The organism is Aggregatibacter sp. Marseille-P9115 (genome assembly GCF_920939465.1).
GTDB lineage: Bacteria > Pseudomonadota > Gammaproteobacteria > Enterobacterales > Pasteurellaceae > Aggregatibacter > Aggregatibacter segnis_B.
In genome coordinates this window covers 194,093-210,779 of the sequence record NZ_OV100759.1, presented here as the reverse complement: position 1 = coordinate 210,779, position 16,687 = coordinate 194,093, and the positions used below count along the sequence as shown (strand labels likewise).

Annotated in this window: 14 protein-coding genes and 1 other RNA gene; 6 read left to right on the top strand and 9 right to left on the bottom strand. The window is 43.5% G+C overall.

Annotated elements, in window-relative coordinates; genetic code table 11:
- Nucleotides 1-102 precede the first annotated feature (102 nt).
- The 7 genes from trpCF to LQ983_RS00890 all read right to left on the bottom strand — a co-directional run bounded on the left by trpCF (nt 103) and on the right by LQ983_RS00890 (nt 6,843).
- Complete coding sequence (gene trpCF, locus LQ983_RS00920) at nt 103-1,533, bottom strand: bifunctional indole-3-glycerol-phosphate synthase TrpC/phosphoribosylanthranilate isomerase TrpF (protein ID WP_230621311.1); 1,431 nt, start codon at nt 1,531-1,533, stop codon at nt 103-105.
- A 34-nt stretch (nt 1,534-1,567) separates the two neighbouring features.
- Complete coding sequence (gene trpD, locus LQ983_RS00915; protein WP_111294479.1) at nt 1,568-2,569, bottom strand: anthranilate phosphoribosyltransferase; 1,002 nt, start codon at nt 2,567-2,569, stop codon at nt 1,568-1,570.
- An 11-nt stretch (nt 2,570-2,580) separates the two neighbouring features.
- Nucleotides 2,581-2,973 carry a tautomerase family protein gene (locus tag LQ983_RS00910; RefSeq protein WP_005703192.1) on the bottom strand — a complete coding sequence of 131 codons (393 nt, stop codon included), beginning with the start codon at nt 2,971-2,973 and terminating at the stop codon, nt 2,581-2,583.
- Between the two features lie 56 nt (nt 2,974-3,029).
- Nucleotides 3,030-3,614 (bottom strand): aminodeoxychorismate/anthranilate synthase component II, encoded by a 585-nt coding sequence (locus tag LQ983_RS00905; RefSeq protein ID WP_012771484.1) that lies wholly within the window; start codon nt 3,612-3,614, stop codon nt 3,030-3,032.
- Between the two features lie 10 nt (nt 3,615-3,624).
- Entirely contained in the window at nt 3,625-5,172 is a 1,548-nt protein-coding gene (trpE, locus tag LQ983_RS00900; RefSeq protein ID WP_111294475.1) for an anthranilate synthase component I, read from the bottom strand.
- Between the two features lie 181 nt (nt 5,173-5,353).
- Nucleotides 5,354-5,908, bottom strand: coding sequence for an HAD family hydrolase (locus LQ983_RS00895; protein WP_230621310.1), 555 nt, complete (start codon nt 5,906-5,908; stop codon nt 5,354-5,356).
- A complete protein-coding gene (locus LQ983_RS00890) occupies nt 5,908-6,843 on the bottom strand; it encodes a KpsF/GutQ family sugar isomerase (protein ID WP_230621309.1) in 936 nt (311 codons plus the stop codon). Before LQ983_RS00890 ends, LQ983_RS00895 begins: the two co-directional genes overlap by 1 nt.
- Before the next feature lie 123 nt (nt 6,844-6,966).
- On the opposite strand from LQ983_RS00890, the gene rnpB reads away from it, so the two are divergent.
- The 6 genes from rnpB to LQ983_RS00860 all read left to right on the top strand — a co-directional run bounded on the left by rnpB (nt 6,967) and on the right by LQ983_RS00860 (nt 12,875).
- Nucleotides 6,967-7,355, top strand: an RNA gene (gene rnpB, locus LQ983_RS00885) — RNase P RNA component class A.
- A gap of 162 nt (nt 7,356-7,517) precedes the next feature.
- Entirely contained in the window at nt 7,518-8,387 is an 870-nt protein-coding gene (gene htpX / locus LQ983_RS00880; protein WP_111294469.1) for a protease HtpX, read from the top strand.
- Between the two features lie 239 nt (nt 8,388-8,626).
- Complete coding sequence (gene pheS, locus LQ983_RS00875) at nt 8,627-9,616, top strand: phenylalanine--tRNA ligase subunit alpha (RefSeq protein WP_230621308.1); 990 nt, start codon at nt 8,627-8,629, stop codon at nt 9,614-9,616.
- Nucleotides 9,617-9,635: 19 nt separating this feature from the next.
- The gene (gene pheT / locus LQ983_RS00870) at nt 9,636-12,026 is read left to right on the top strand and encodes a phenylalanine--tRNA ligase subunit beta (RefSeq protein WP_230621307.1); all 2,391 of its coding nucleotides are present in this window, start codon (nt 9,636-9,638) and stop codon (nt 12,024-12,026) included.
- A 3-nt stretch (nt 12,027-12,029) separates the two neighbouring features.
- A complete protein-coding gene (locus tag LQ983_RS00865) occupies nt 12,030-12,326 on the top strand; it encodes an integration host factor subunit alpha (protein WP_006718254.1) in 297 nt (98 codons plus the stop codon).
- Between the two features lie 66 nt (nt 12,327-12,392).
- A complete protein-coding gene (locus tag LQ983_RS00860; protein ID WP_109432309.1) occupies nt 12,393-12,875 on the top strand; it encodes a C40 family peptidase in 483 nt (160 codons plus the stop codon).
- 101 nt (nt 12,876-12,976) lie between these two features.
- On the opposite strand, the gene ttcA is transcribed toward LQ983_RS00860, so the two are convergent.
- The gene (ttcA, locus tag LQ983_RS00855) at nt 12,977-13,909 is read right to left on the bottom strand and encodes a tRNA 2-thiocytidine(32) synthetase TtcA (RefSeq protein WP_230621306.1); all 933 of its coding nucleotides are present in this window, start codon (nt 13,907-13,909) and stop codon (nt 12,977-12,979) included.
- Between the two features lie 155 nt (nt 13,910-14,064).
- Complete coding sequence (acnB, locus tag LQ983_RS00850) at nt 14,065-16,671, bottom strand: bifunctional aconitate hydratase 2/2-methylisocitrate dehydratase (protein WP_230621305.1); 2,607 nt, start codon at nt 16,669-16,671, stop codon at nt 14,065-14,067.
- Nucleotides 16,672-16,687: the final 16 nt, after the last annotated feature.

Genomic DNA, 16,687 nt, shown 5'->3' with positions numbered 1-16,687 from the left:
TTGGAGAGAAAAGGATTTGATCGCAGAAAAGGCTGACTTAAGAAAAGAAAAAGGCGCACATTGGACATTGTGCGCCATTATTTATTGTGTGGTTTTGTGATGCTATAAAATCTTTGCAAAAACCGACCGCACTTTTTCGGCATCTTTCACGCCGGGCGCACGTTCCACACCAGAATTCAAATCAACCGCGACACAATGTTGTGCCAATGCATCTTCAATGTTATCAGGGGTAATGCCACCCGCCAGAATAATTTTATGTTTCAGATGGGCAGGAATCAGCGACCAATCGAAAGTCTCACCCGTACCGCCTTGTTGTGCGCCCGACTTGCTATCGAAAACAAAACGGTCAACCGCAAAAACGTCGTCAAAAACCACCGCACTTTTATGGGTTACATCCACGGAAATGGCTTTCCAAATGTGAATATTTTTAGGCAATTCGGCGCGAAGTGCGGTGATAAATTCCGGTGTTTCATCTCCGTGCAACTGAACGGCATAGAGCTGTAATTGCTGCGCGATTTTCACGATAAAATCAATGTCTTGATTTTGAAACACTCCAACAAAACGAAGTGGGGCGGCTGTCACCAGTTCTTGGGCTTGGCGTAAACTGACACAACGTTTGGAGTTTTCGACAAAAATCAGTCCGCCGTACAATGCGCCGCTGTCGTAAACGGTTTTTACATCTTGCGCACGGGTTAAACCGCACACTTTATTTTCACCGAAAATCACTTCGCGCACAGCGTTGTTCAAATCGAGGTTGCCCATTAAACTGCTACCGATTAAAAAACCGTGGGCAACGTGTTGCAATTCGCGTACTTGCTGATGATTGTAAATGCCTGATTCGCTGATGATTCGCACATCGGCAGGAATGCGGTCGGCATATCGGGTGGTTAATGTCACCACGCGGTTTAAATCCACGCTTAAATCGTGCAAATTACGATTATTCACGCCGATAATTTTCGCCCCTAACGCCAAGGCGCGTTCAAATTCTTCTTCGTTACTGGTTTCGGTCAACACGCCCATGCCAAGAGAATGTGACAAATCCGCCAAAATACGATAAGTCTCATCATTCACCACAGAAAGCATGAGTAAAATCGCGTCGGCTTGGTAAAACCGTGCCAAATAAACCTGGTATTCGCTGATCATAAAGTCTTTGCACAATACCGGGTGTGTGACAACGTCGCGAACTTGTTTGATATAGGCAAAATCGCCCTGGAAGTATTTTTCATCTGTCAGCACAGAAATCGCATTGGCATAGTTTTTATAGACCTGTGCAATTTCTGTCGGTTTAAATTCGCTACGAATCAATCCTTTGGAAGGCGAGGCTTTTTTACATTCTAAAATGTACGCCGGTTTTTGGTGCGTGCCTTTTGCCAACGCATCATAAAAAGAGCGGTCGGATTTTTGAATGTTTTTTTCAAATTCACTTAACGGAAATTCCGCTTCTTTGGTTTTTATCCATTCGGCTTTATCGAGCACGATTTTTTGTAACACCGTGGCGGCTTCAAGGGGTTTGGAAAAGTCTTGTGTGATCATGTTTATGTCTTATTTTTGAAAACGAGTCTTTAAATTAATAGGTCGTTAATTTTTGTAAAGTTTCAAACGGTTTGCCTTGTGCAATGACATCCAACACCTGTTGTGCATTTTGTTTAATGTTTTCTTGTCCGAACAATTTTAGTAAGAGGGCGGTGTTCATGGCAACGGCTTGGTTGTGTTCCGCTTTGCCTTTGCCTTGTAAAAGTGCGGTAATCATTTGCGCATTTTCTGTTGGTTCGCCACCGCGCAAACTTTCTAGCGGTTTGACTTGGAAACCAAAATCCTGTGGCGTTAGGGTATAGCGTTCAATCTTGCCGTTACGCACTTCCGCCACGTCTGTCACACCATGAATTGCCACTTCGTCTAAGCCACTGCCGTGCACGATAATCGTGTGTTCGTGACCTAATTGAGCAACAGTTTTGGCATAAATATCAATCAGTCCGGGAGAATAAACGCCGAGTAATTGACGTTTCGGACGTGCCGGATTAATAAGCGGACCAAGAATATTAAAGAGCGTACGGGTTTTTAAGGCTTGGCGTACCGGCACCACATATTTGAAGCCCGGGTGATATTGCTGTGCAAACAAGAAGCTGATGCCAATGTCGTCCAATGCTTTACGGGCTTGTTCTGTAGACATGGCAATATTGACGCCAAGTGCGGTCAATAAATCACTTGAACCGGTTTTACTGGAAACACTACGGTTGCCGTGTTTTGCTACTTTGGCACCACAAGTGGCCGCGACAATAGCGGACGCCGTAGAAATATTGATGGTATTGGCACCGTCACCGCCTGTGCCGACGATGTCAGCAAAGGGGTAATCGGGTGTTGGAAATGGTTTGGCATTTTTAACGGCGGCTAATACGGCACCGTTGACTTCATCGATGGTTTCACCACGCACTTTCAGTGCCACTAACATGGCGGCGATTTGTTCGTTGCTTAATTCACCCAACATGATGGCGTTAAATAAGGCTTCGCTTTCCGAGGCGGTTAAGGTTTGTGCGCCATAAAGTTTTTCTAATAGAGCTTGGTTTTCCATCATCCTTGTCCTTATTTATGAATATCGTAGTCCAAATCGCGCGCTTCATCGCCGGTCATACCACGGAAGCCCCAACAATGCGCCGGTTGCTCTTTAATGGTGATTTCCACGTCAAACGGGCTAATGCCTAATTTGTATTCAAATTCGCTGAACAACATTTTGATTAAACGCTTTTTGGTTTGCTCCAAACGACCTTGCATTAAATTGATTTCAATCACCATGTAATTGTCGGTACGGTTTGTGGTATGCGGATAGTAAAAATCGTCGTCTTCCAAACAAATAAAACGAAGCGCGTGCTTGCCTTTGGCAACATCTAAACCGAGCTCCAGGCAGTTATAAATCACCTCTGCTACAGCGGATTTGCGAGGGGAGAGGGTACGTTTTAAGCCATATACTGTGATCATGTTTTGTCCTTTTCTATTTAAAATCTCCCTCTTTGCTAAAGAGAGGACGTGGTATATTAATTCCGTTTCAACAACCATTCCACCGATTGCGCCAATAACTGCGCCCCTTGCACTGTTAAAATAGATTCGGGGTGGAATTGGAAGCTACAAATGGGCAAAGTGCGGTGGCGAATTGCCATATTAATGCCATTATAAGAGGCGTTCGGAATCAATTCATCGGGTAAATTAATCCCCATAAGGGAATGATACCGCGCTACCGGCATCGGGTTGGTCAAACCTTTGAACATGGCTTCATTGTCGTGTTCAATTCTGGACACTTTGCCGTGCAAAATTTCACCCGCATGAACGACTTTGCCGCCGAAGGCTTCAATTAACGCTTGATGCCCCAAACAAATACCCAACATCGGTACTTTGCCGATTAATCGCTTAATCAACGGAATCATATTTCCCGCTTCATCCGGGGTGCCCGGCCCGGGGGAGAGGGCAAGAATCGTATCCGGTTGCGCCAAGGCGTTTTTTTCTAAAATCGCTAAATCGCAATCGTTGCGGTAAATGTGAACCTGATGTCCCAATCCGCGAAATTGATCCACCAAATTGTAAGTAAAGGAATCAAAGTTATCTAAAAATAAAATGGTTGCCATGATCTCACTCCTATTGATTCGCTTTCTTATTGGTTTGTACGATAGCGTTGATGACCGCTCGGGCTTTGTGACGGGTTTCATCGGCTTCCATTTGCAGATCGGAATCCAACACCGTGCCACAACCGGCTTGCACATGGGCAATACCGTTTTGCACGAAGGCAGAGCGAATCACAATACAGGTGTCAAAATTGCCATCAGATTGTAAATAGCCTACGGCGCCACCGTAACTGTGGCGTTTTTGTTGTTCAAATTGATAAATTAGCTGCATAGCTTTGATTTTCGGTGCACCGGTTAGCGTGCCCATGTTCATGCAGGCTTGATAAGCATGTAACGCATCCAGTTCAGGGCGAAGTTTACCCACTACGCGAGAGACAAGGTGCATAATGTGCGAATAATGATCTACTTGCATTAAATCTTTTACATGGCGGGTTTTACTTTCGCACACGCGGGCGATGTCGTTACGCGCTAAATCCACCAACATCAAATGTTCCGCCTGTTCTTTATGATCTAAACGCAATTCCAGTTCCAAACGGGAATCCAATTCGGGATCGATATTGCCGTCAGCATCAAAACCTCGCGGGCGGGAACCGGCAATCGGGTAGATCTCCAACTGACGGGTAGTTTGCGAATATTTCAAGGCACTTTCCGGTGAAGCACCGAACAGAGTGAAATCCTCGTCTTGAATAAAGAACATATACGGGCTTGGGTTGTTCTGTTTTAACTGACGATAAGTCGCCAACGTGTTCGGGCATTCAAGGGAGAAACGACGGGACGGCACGATTTGAAATACGTCGCCGCAATAAATATGCTGCTTCAGGCGTTCAATAATTTTTTTGAATTTATCATCATCTAAATTAATGGCAACCTCGGTAGAAGCCGGTTTGAGGCTTAAGTGCGGTCGAATTTCCAAGAGTTTTTTGGCAATCTCTTGGGTGTTCTGTTGCAGTGTTGCCAACGCATTTTGTGCAAAACAAAAGGTTTGTAATTCCGCTTGTTGCAATTGATGGTCGATCACCAGTAATTGTTCCGCTAAATAAAAGCAATAATCAGGGCAGGTAATGCCATCATCTTGCAAAGTGATATTTTCCATCGGAATGAAATTTGCCACCAAGTCATAGGCGAATAACCCACCTAAAAAAACCGGCAATGAGCTTGCCTGATAAAGATCGGTGAAACAACGCAACCCGTCGAAAATGCTGTGCGCCAATAATTTGCTGTCTTCGTCTGCATTATTGTCGACAGGTTTGAATTCCACTTGCAGTTCGCTGCTTGTTTGGGATGTTACGTTTACCTGTGCCGAGAGCTTTTGCGCAATTAACGGTAACACTGCGGCGCCGTTGTCGGTCAACGCATGAAAAGTGACGGTTTGTCCCAAACAGGAAATTTTCATGGCCGCATTAACGAGTAATAAACTTTTCAGACTGTTTTTGCTGGAAATTTCGGCAGATTCTAAAAGTAGCGTATTCGGTTTGTTTTCACATAATGTTGCGAAAATGGCGGTAGGGTCGCTGTGATAAGGTACGTTTTGCGTAAAAGTTTGAATAAAAGCGGAAGACATTCTCATTTCCTTAAAAGCATGAAATAAATTTTGCACTATTAAACTAGTACAAATATTTAAAGTCAAGATGAAATAAAAATTTTATTTAAGAATGGAGGGAATGGATGAATAGCAAAGTAGGGCAGATTTAATATCCGCCCACGATATGAATCAAAAAGTGCGGTCGTTTTTCACGGCGTTTTTACTGTGCCATCTTTTTCGCCGTCTTCAAAAATCCTTGCGCTGAATTGTAAATTTCCGCTTTGCCTTGGGCGTTTAGAATCATATCGGACATTTCACGGAAGGCGCCTTTGCCACCGCCTAACCCTAAGGTGTAATCGGCGCAGTTTTTGACATATTCCGGCGCATCGGCAACCGCGAAGGAAAGTCCACAAACAGTAAAAGCGGGGAGATCAACGCTGTCATCACCAAGGTAAGCCGTTTGCTCCGGCTTAACGCCGGTTTGGCGGCATAATTCAAAACAGGCGCTTTCTTTTTCCAGCTTGCCTAAAAAAGCGAGTTTAATGCCTAAATCGGCAATGCGTTTGCGCAAAATTGCCGAATCACGTCCGGATAACACAGCGACCTGAATGCCGGCTTCCATCAACATCCGAATACCTAAACCATCGCGCACATGAAAACTTTTGAGCGCTTCGCCGTTCGCATCGTAGTGCAGTAAACCGTCCGTTAATACGCCGTCCACATCGGTGATAACGAATTTCACCTGTTTTAATTTTTCTTGTAATTCTGTTGTCATTAGCTTGAGAACTCCACTAAACCAACCACATTTTGCGCATCATCTACCACAACCAAAGAGTGAATTTTGTGCGCTTTCATATAATTTTCCGCTTCAGATAAATAGGTATCCTGATGAATGGTTTTCGGATGAGAGGTCATCAATTCCTGTGCGGTTTTGCTAAGCGTATTGGCACCGTTGGCCGTTAATGCACGGCGAATGTCGCCATCGGTGATGATGCCGCGTAATTGCTGTTGCTCCATAACTAACGCCACGCCCATACGCCCTTCGTTCATAATGGTTAAGCAATCGGTGAAGGAGGTATTCAACGTAGCGATTGGTAAACGGGTTTGCATTTGATCTTTGACACGGCATAACAAACGGCGGCCTAAGCTGCCGCCCGGATGGAATTTCGCAAAATCTTCCGGTTGGAAATCACGGGCGCGCATTAAACAAACCGCCAACGCATCGCCTAATGCCATGGTCACAACCACGGAAGTGGTCGGGGCAAGGTTATTCGGGCAGACTTCCCGTTCTACGCTAATGTCCAACACATAATCCGCATGGCGCGCTAAAGTAGAATTTTTATTGGACGTGAGCGCAATGATTTTATTGCCGAAGTTTTTTAAGCTTGGAATGAGTTTGTTGACATCGTCGGTTTCGCCGCTGTAGGAAATGAGCATCACCACATCAATGGGTTTCAGCATACCTAAATCGCCGTGAAAGGCTTCTGTAGGGTGTAAGAAAAAGCTTGGTGTGCCGGTGGAAGCAAAGGTGGCGACCATTTTTTTCCCCACTAAACCGGATTTGCCGATACCACCGATCACTAAGCGTCCTTTGCAATTTAAAATTAAATCAACAACGTCAGTGAAGGTGTCGTCTAATTTTTCGCTGAGTTGCCCGAGGGCTTTTTCTTCAACGCCCAGGGTTTCTCGGGCAATCTGTAAATAATTCATTGAAGTTTCCTTATGTGGCACAAAAGTGCGGTGTTTTTTAGGCCTGTTTTTGTGGCGTTCATTCTAGCCCAACTTTTTACTTAACACTATATTTCACCTTGAATTTAAGCTATACTGCGCGCCTGAGTTGGTCAGGCAATCGCCGGTCTATTGAAGCCCTTAAATTCGCGCAAGTGTAACCTAGGGGACAAGTAGGCGGGAGGAAAGTCCGGGCTACACAGGGCAGAGTGCCGGATAACGTCCGGGGGGCGAGAGCCTACGACAAGTGCAGCAGAGAGCAAACCGCCGATGGCCCGCAAGGGATCAGGTAAGGGTGAAAGGGTGCGGTAAGAGCGCACCGTGCCACCGGTAACGGTTGGCAGCAGGGTAAACTCCACTCGTAGCAAGACCAAATAGGAATCCAATGAATGGCCCGTTCAGGATTCGGGTAGGTTGCTTGAGCGTATGTGTAAATATGCGCCTAGATGAATGATTGTCCACGACAGAACCCGGCTTATCGACCAACTCTCTTTTCCTTTTCAAAAACACGGTTAAAAACCACCGCACTTTTCTCTTTTTCCAATAAAACAACATTTTTTCTCATTGAATTCATTGGCATACTTGATTTTCCTTTTTTTGTCGCCATTATAGCCAAGCGTGTTTTTATTACTGTTTTATTTAGGAGTTTTTCATCTATGATGCGCATTTTACTTTTCCTTGCCACCAACATGGCAGTATTGTTGGTTTTTAACATCATTTTATCGTTAACCGGCATTCAATCTCGTGATGCGAGCGGTTTAATGCTGTTTGCCGCACTATTTGGTTTTGCGGGTTCGATTATTTCTCTATTTATGTCCAAAACCATGGCAATTCGTTCTGTGGGTGCTGAAGTGATTCAACAACCGAGAAACGAAACAGAACGTTGGTTGTTGGATACCGTATATTCACAAGCGGATCGTGCCGGTTTACCACGCCCGGAAGTAGCGATTTACCATTCTGCTGATGTAAATGCGTTTGCCACCGGCGCAAGCAAAAACAATTCGTTAGTGGCGGTGAGTACCGGTTTGTTAAATAAAATGACCCGTGGCGAAGCTGAGGCTGTTTTGGCGCACGAAGTTAGTCATATTAAAAACGGCGATATGGTGACCATGGCGTTATTGCAAGGTGTGTTGAATACTTTCGTGATTTTCTTATCACGTATCATTGCAAACGTGGTGGCGAACTCCCGCAATCAGGGCAGTGAAAGCTCGAGCAATTCCGGGATCTATTTCTTAGTTTCGATGGTGCTTGAAGTAGTATTTGGTTTCTTGGCAAGCATGATCGCCATGTGGTTCTCCCGCCAACGCGAATTCAGAGCAGATGCAGGTTCAGCGAATTTAGTGGGTAAGCAAAAAATGATTGATGCGCTAAAACGCTTACAAAATTTGCATGAGCCGGAAGAGTTGGAAGGTTCCACCTTGGCGGCATTTGCTATTAACGGTAAACGTGGTGGCGGCTTAAAAGAATTGTTCTTAAGCCACCCGCCGTTGGAAAAACGCATTGAAGCGTTGCAACAATTACCTTAAGAGTAAAATTTTAATACATAGAGGCTTTTTTAAGCCTCTATTTTTTTATCAAAAGAAAATGGCTGAAAAGTTTCAGTCGAAATGTAAACGGAAGTAAAGTGCGGTCATTTTTCTCGATAAATCTTCGTTTTATTACGGAATAATTTCCGCGGTGATAGATAAATCGCGTGATTTTCTAAGCAGTTAGTATTATTATTGAAAGTATTTTTTAGATAGATTAATCATCACAGAGGATATTTATGCAGCATCTTAAAGAGCTTGTGGATAAAGCAAGAAATGCCATAGACAACATTGAAGATAGAAGCCTTGCAGCGCTTGATGAAATTCGCGTGGAATATTTTGGTAAGAAAGGTCATTTTACTCAATTAATGCAAGAATTGCGCAACGTGGCGGCGGAAGAACGTCCGGCAATGGGCGCGAAAATTAACGAAGCTAAACAAGCAGCATTAGATTTTTTAAATGCGAAAAAAGCAGAATGGGAACAAGCCTTGTTAAATGCACAATTGGAAAACGAACGCATTGATGTGAGTTTACCGGGACGTAAAGTGGAAATGGGCTGTTTACATCCGGTTTCTATTACCATTGAACGCGTGACCAAATTCTTCTCTGAACTGGGTTTTTCTGTGGAATCCGGCCCTGAAATCGAAAGCGATTATTACAATTTTGATGCCTTAAATATTCCTAAACATCACCCGGCGCGTGCTGATCATGATACGTTCTGGTTTAATCCTGAATTATTGTTAAGAACGCAAACTTCCGGTGTGCAAATTCGCACCATGCAAAAACAACAACCGCCAATTCGCATTATGGCGCCGGGACGCGTGTATCGTAACGATTACGACCAAACCCACACACCGATGTTCCATCAAATCGAATTGTTGTATGTGGATAAACATGCGAATTTCACCGAATTAAAAGGCCTGTTGCACGATTTCTTACGTGCCTTCTTCGAAGAAGATTTACAAGTGCGTTTCCGTCCGTCTTACTTCCCATTCACAGAACCTTCTGCCGAAGTTGATGTCATGGGTAAAAACGGCAAATGGCTAGAAGTGTTGGGTTGCGGTATGGTGCATCCTAACGTTTTACGCAATGTCGGCATTGACCCGAACGAATACTCCGGTTTCGCTGTGGGCATGGGGGTAGAGCGTTTAACGATGTTACGCTACAACGTCACAGATTTACGTTCATTCTTCGAGAATGATTTGCGCTTTTTGAAACAGTTTAAATAATTTTGAGTGAGAGATAAGTATGAAATTTAGTGAACAATGGGTACGCGAATGGGTTAATCCGGCGATTTCTACGGAACAACTTTGTGAACAAATTACCATGTTAGGCTTGGAAGTTGATGGCGTAGAAAAAGTTGCCGGTGATTTCACGGGTGTTGTGGTAGGCGAAGTGGTGGAATGCGCACAACATCCTGACGCTGATAAATTACGCGTGACCAAAGTGAATGTAGGAGGCGAGCGTTTGTTAGACATCGTGTGTGGTGCACCGAATTGTCGTCAAGGCTTGAAAGTCGCTTGTGCGGTAGAAGGCGCTGAATTACCGGGTGATTTCAAAATCAAGAAAACCAAATTACGCGGACAACCTTCCGAAGGCATGCTTTGCTCATTCAGCGAACTTGGTATTGAATCTGATGCCAATGGGATTATCGAATTGCCACAAGATGCGCCTATCGGTACCAATTTACGCGATTATTTAACATTAGACGACAGCGCTATTGAAATCAGCTTAACGCCAAACCGTGCAGACTGTTTAAGCATTGCCGGCGTGGCACGTGAATTGGCTGTGGTGAATAAACTTAACGAAAATCCACCGCACTTTGATGTGGTTAAACCGACCATTAGCGATAAAGTACAAATTGATGTTCAAGCTGCCGAAGCCTGTCCGCGTTATTTATTACGTGTGATTAAGAATGTCAATGTTAAAGCGCAGTCGCCAATGTGGTTACAAGAGAAATTGCGTCGTTGCGATATTCGTTCCATCGATCCAATTGTGGATGTCACGAACTATATTTTGCTTGAACTCGGTCAACCAATGCATGCTTTTGATATAGCAAAAGTGGCACAGCCGGTACAAGTTCGTATGGCAAAAGAAAATGAAGAGCTTGTATTGTTAGATGGCACCACAGCAAAACTTCAACCGAACACTTTAGTGATTGCCGACCAAAATGGTGCATTGGCGATGGCCGGTATTTTTGGTGGAGAAGCCAGTGGTGTGAATGTAGAAAACACAAAAGATGTGATTTTAGAAGCGGCATTTTTTGCGCCATTAGCCATTACCGGTCGCGCACGTCAATATGGTTTGCATACAGATTCTTCTCACCGCTTTGAACGTGGTGTAGATTTCGAATTGCCACGTAAAGCAATGGAAAGAGCGACCGCACTTTTATTAGAGATTTGCGGTGGTGAAGCCGGTGAAATTTGTGAAGTAACGAATGAAGCGAATTTACCAAAACGTCAACAAGTCACATTACAACGTCACAAATTAGATGCGTTACTTGGGCATCATATTGAAACAGAAACGGTAACCGATATCTTACAACGCCTTGGTTTACAGGTTTCTTACGCTAACAACAGTTGGACGGCTGTTGCGCCATCTTGGCGTTTTGATATTGAAATCGAAGAAGATTTAATTGAAGAAGTCGCGCGTATTTATGGCTATAACAGTATTCCAAATAATGCGCCGTTGGCACATTTGCGTATGCGTGAACATAGCGAAGCAGACATTGAATTATCGCGTATCAAAGCGGCATTAGTAAGTTGTGATTTTTATGAAGCCATTACTTATAGCTTTGTTGATCCGAAAATTCAAAGTTTACTCCACCCGGAAATTAAACCGTTTATTCTACCTAACCCAATTTCTGTTGAAATGTCCGCGATGCGCGTTTCACTATTAACCGGATTGTTAGGGGCGGTAAGTTATAACCAAAATCGTCAACAAAATCGCGTGCGTTTGTTTGAATTTGGTTTACGTTTTGTACCGGATGAAAAAGCCGAATTTGGCGTACGCCAAGAACAAGTTTTTGCGGCAGTGATGACCGGTTCTAAAGCGAATGAACAATGGAGCGAAAAAGCAGCGCCTGCCGATTTCTATGATTTAAAAGGTTATATTGAAAATTTACTTTCATTAAGTTCTGCTGGAAATCGCGCAAAATTTGTAGCAAAATCATACACAGCGTTACATCCGGGGCAATCTGCTGCAATTATGTTAGACGGAGAAGAAATTGGTTTTATCGGTCAACTTCATCCGACGATTGCACAAAAAATCGGTATCAATGGCAAGGCATTTGTGTGTGAAATTTCCATTGCGCATATTTCTCGTCGTGATATTGCGAAAGCAAAAGAAATTTCCCGCTTCCCGGCGAACCGCCGTGACTTAGCCCTTGTGGTTGCGGATAGTGTTGCAGCAGACGATGTATTAGACGCTTGTCGTGTTGCAGGCGGTAATAAATTAACGCAAGTGAATTTATTTGACGTTTACCAAGGTAGTGGCGTCGCAGAAGGTCATAAGAGCTTAGCGATAAGTCTCGTGATTCAAGACAATGAAAAAACCCTTGAAGAAGATGAAATTAACGCAGTAATTTCAGCGGTATTATCTGAGTTAAAACAACGTTTTAATGCTTACTTGAGAGATTAAACTATGACATTAACTAAAGTAGAACTCGCCGAGAATCTTATTGAGAAATTCCATCTCAGTAAACGTGAAGCCAAGGATTTAGTCGAAAGTTTCTTTGAGGAAATCCGAATTGCGTTAGAAACCGGGAATGACGTGAAATTATCCGGGTTTGGTAATTTTGAGTTACGCGATAAATCTTCTCGTCCGGGGCGTAATCCGAAAACCGGTGAAAGCGTGCCGGTTTCTGCTCGCCGTGTAGTGGTGTTTAAACCGGGACAAAAATTGCGTAATCGGGTAGAGAAAGTCAAACCGAAAGCCTAATAAGTATAAAAATAAGCTATCAATAATGTCCTTGTTGATAGCTTTTTAGTTTGAGATGTTCTATCAATGCGTGTTTTAAAATCTTTATTGCTTTGTGGTTGTGTGTTGGCGTTAGCTGCCTGTTCCGGCGGATACAAATCCTCGCGCATTAATTACAAAGGACAAATTAACGATCCCATTATGGCGATTGCTTTATTAAGCGAACAACAACATGAATGGGCGGGAACCCCTTATGTGCTTGGTGGGCTTGGTCGTAATGGTGTGGATTGTTCCGGTTTTGTGCAAACCACGTTTTTTGATCGCTTTGGCATAAAATTACCGCGTCAAACCAAAGATCAGGCTAAATACGGACAATATATCGAAAAAGCGGATATTCAAACCGGGGATTTAATCTTCTTTAAAACAGGATTAGGTCCAAACGGTTACCATGTGGGAATTTATGTGAAAGAGGATAAATTTCTCCATGCCTCAACCAAAGGTGGTGTCGTTTATTCTTCCATGAATAGCGATTATTGGCGCAAAGCCTATTGGCAGGCGAGACGTATTTAAGTGATGTAGAAGAAAAGATAAATAAAAAGGTGCGTATAAACGCACCTTTTTTATTTGTATGCACCTCGGACTAAAAGTGCGGTGGTTTTTAGCCACGTTTTTTACTTCACTTCTTTAAAGGCAATCATCTCTTGTTCACTGAAATCAGTCTGATCTTCATCGTCAAATTGCATTGGCGTTATATTTTGCTCATCAAATGCAGTATCGCCCTCGATACCTTCAAGCGCTTGACCGTGTTTAATGCCTTTAAAGTCGAAAAGTTTCGGATCACATAAATGAGAAAGGGTAATGTTTTGCATGGCGCTAAACATGGTTTCCAAACGCCCCGGATATTGGCGATCCCAAGTGTTCAACATTTCTTTCACCACTTGTCGTTGCAAATTCGGCTGTGAACCGCATAGGTTACAAGGAATGATTGGGAATTGTTTCGCAACGGCGTATTTCTCAATGTCTTTTTCTTTGCAATAGGCAAGCGGACGAATCACAATTTGTTTGCCATCGTCAGAAATTAATTTTGGCGGCATGGATTTTAATTTTCCGCCGTAGAACATATTCAGAAACAGCGTCGCCAACATATCATCGCGATGATGCCCTAACGCAATTTTGGTTGCGCCAAGTTCGGTCGCTGTACGGTATAAAATCCCGCGACGTAAACGGGAACAAAGAGAACAAGTGGTTTTTCCTTCTGGAATTTTCTCTTTCACGATGCCATATGTGTTTTCTTCTACAATTTTGTAATCCACACCAATAGATTGCAAATATTCAGGCAAAATATGCTCCGGAAAGCCCGGTTGTTTCTGGTCTAAATTCACCGCCACAATATCGAAATTGACCGGCGCATTTTGTTGTAGGTTGAGCAAAATATCCAATAAAGTATAGCTATCTTTCCCACCGGAAAGGCATACCATCACTTTGTCGCCTTCTTCAATCATATTGAAATCGGCAATGGCGTTGCCCACATTGCGGCGTAAGCGTTTTTGTAATTTATTGAAATTGTAACTTTGTTTCTTTTCTGTTTGGCTTGCTGTATTCATTGTTTCTATTCGGTTATCTGGAAAGCGGCTCATTATATACGAAGCCTAAATTTTTGCATAAATGAATTGAAAAACACGTTAAAAAAGCACCGCACTTTGGTCTTAAAAAAATCAAAGTGCGGTGCTTTTTTATAGTGTTTTTAATCAACAATGAACTACACAGCCTGTTGGAAAATCACCTCATCTGCTTTTTTAGAATAGCTTAGTAATTGGTCAAAATTCATGTAGCGATATATCTCGTCTTTTTCATTTTCTAAGCCATTCACGTAAGCTAGATATTCTTCCGGTGTCGGTAGTTTTCCCAGTAAAGCAGAAACTGCCGCTAATTCTGCCGAAGCAAGATAAACCTGAGCGCCTTGGCCTAAGCGATTTGGGAAATTACGAGTCGAAGTCGAAACCACGGTGGCATTATTAGCCACACGAGCTTGGTTACCCATACAAAGTGAGCAACCCGGCATTTCAATGCGTGCACCACTTTTACCATAAATGCTGTAGTAGCCTTCTTCCGTGAGCAAGGCAGCGTCCATTTTGGTTGGTGGTGCAATCCATAAACGCGTTGGGATCATGCCTTGGAATGTGTTGAGCAGTTTACCTGCTGCGCGGAAGTGCCCAATATTGGTCATACAAGAGCCTATAAACACCTCATCAATACGATCGCCTTGTACTTCAGATAATAAGCGTGCATCGTCTGGATCATTTGGTACACAAAGAATCGGTTCTTTGATTTCATCCAAATTAATCTCAATGATAGCCGCATATTCAGCATCAGGATCCGCTTCAAGCAATTGCGGATTATCAAGCCAGGCTTGCATTGCTTTAATTCGACGTTCAAGGGTACGTTTATCGTTGTAACCTTCCGCGATCATCCATTTTAATAGCGTAATATTCGAGGTGAGATATTCGATAATCGGCTCTTTGTTCAGTCTAATCGTACAGGCTGCCGCAGAACGTTCAGCTGAGGCATCCGAAAGCTCAAAGGCCTGTTCGATTTTGAGATTTTCTAGACCTTCGATTTCTAAAATACGCCCTGAGAAAATATTTTTCTTGCCTTGTTTTTCTATCGTCAACAACCCTTGTTGGATTGCGTAGTAAGGAATAGCATGAACAAGATCGCGTAAAGTAATACCAGGTTGCATTTCACCTTTAAAGCGAATTAATACAGATTCCGGCATATCTAACGGCATAACGCCTGTTGCTGCAGCAAACGCGACTAATCCGGAACCCGCAGGGAAAGAAATGCCGATTGGGAAACGTGTGTGTGAATCCCCCCCAGTGCCGACGGTATCCGGCAACAACATGCGATTAAGCCAAGAGTGAATGACACCGTCTCCAGGACGTAAAGATACACCACCACGATTCATAATAAAGTCAGGTAAGGTATGGTGAGTAACTACATCGACAGGTTTCGGATATGCAGCAGTATGGCAAAAGGACTGCATCACAAGATCCGCCGAGAAACCTAAACAGGCTAAATCTTTTAGTTCATCACGGGTCATCGGACCGGTTGTGTCTTGTGAACCGACAGAAGTCATACGGGGTTCGCAATATTGTCCCGGACGGATACCTTCTACACCACAGGCTCGACCAACTATTTTTTGTGCCAAGGTATAACCTTTATTGCTTGCCCCGATAGATTGTGGTTTAACAAAAACTTCACTTTCTGGCAAACCTAGGGCGGCACGAGCTTTATGAGTTAAACCACGACCGATAATTAACGGAATTCGGCCACCGGCACGGACTTCATCAAGTAGTACATTCGTTTTTAAACTAAATTCTGCTAAAACCTTATCTGTGCCATGGATGCAAATTTTGCCCGCATAAGGATAAATATCAATGACGTCACCCATATTTAACTGACTGACATCCACTTCAATTGGTAGTGCACCTGCATCTTCTAACGTATTAAAGAAGATTGGAGCAATTTTTCCACCTAGTACTACACCACCGGTACGTTTATTCGGGATATAAGGAATATCTTCGCCGATAAACCAGAGCACGGAGTTTGTCGCCGATTTACGAGAGGAACCAGTTCCCACCACATCACCCACATAAGCGAGTGGGAAGCCTTTATTCTTTAATTCATTGAGTTGTTTGATTGGCCCAATTTGAGTGGGTTCATCAGGCATGATGCCATCACGTGGCATTTTCAGCATCGCATTGGCATGTAGAGGAATATCCGGACGTGACCAAGCATCTTGTGCCGGAGAAAGATCATCAGTATTGGTTTCACCGGAAACTTTAAAGACCGTGACAGTAATTTTTTCGGCAAGTTTAGGGCGAGAGGTAAACCATTCTGCATTAGCCCAAGATTGGAGTACTTGTTGGGCATAAGGATTTCCTTTTTCCGCTTTTTCTTGTACATCATGGAAATTATCGAACATCAATAAGGTATGAGACAGTTCAGTTGCAGCTATAGGGGCAAGCGTGGCATCATCAAGTGCATGGAGTAATGGTTCAATATTATATCCTCCTTGCATTTTACCTAAAATTCTCACCGCACTTTCCGGTGAAATCAGTGGGGTTGTGACTTTTTTTGTGCTGACAGCCGATAAGAATGAGGCTTTTACATACGCGGCCTCATCTACACCGGCAGGAATTCGATTTTCAAATAAATCCAGTAAGAAGTCTTCTTTCCCTGCAGGCGGATTTTTAAGTAATTCAACCAGTTCTGCCGTTTGTGCTGCTGTTAAGGGCAGAGGTAGAATCCCCTGCGCAGCACGTTCATCAACATGTTTTTGATAGTTTTGTAGAAAGTCTGACATAGTCACTCCTCAATGT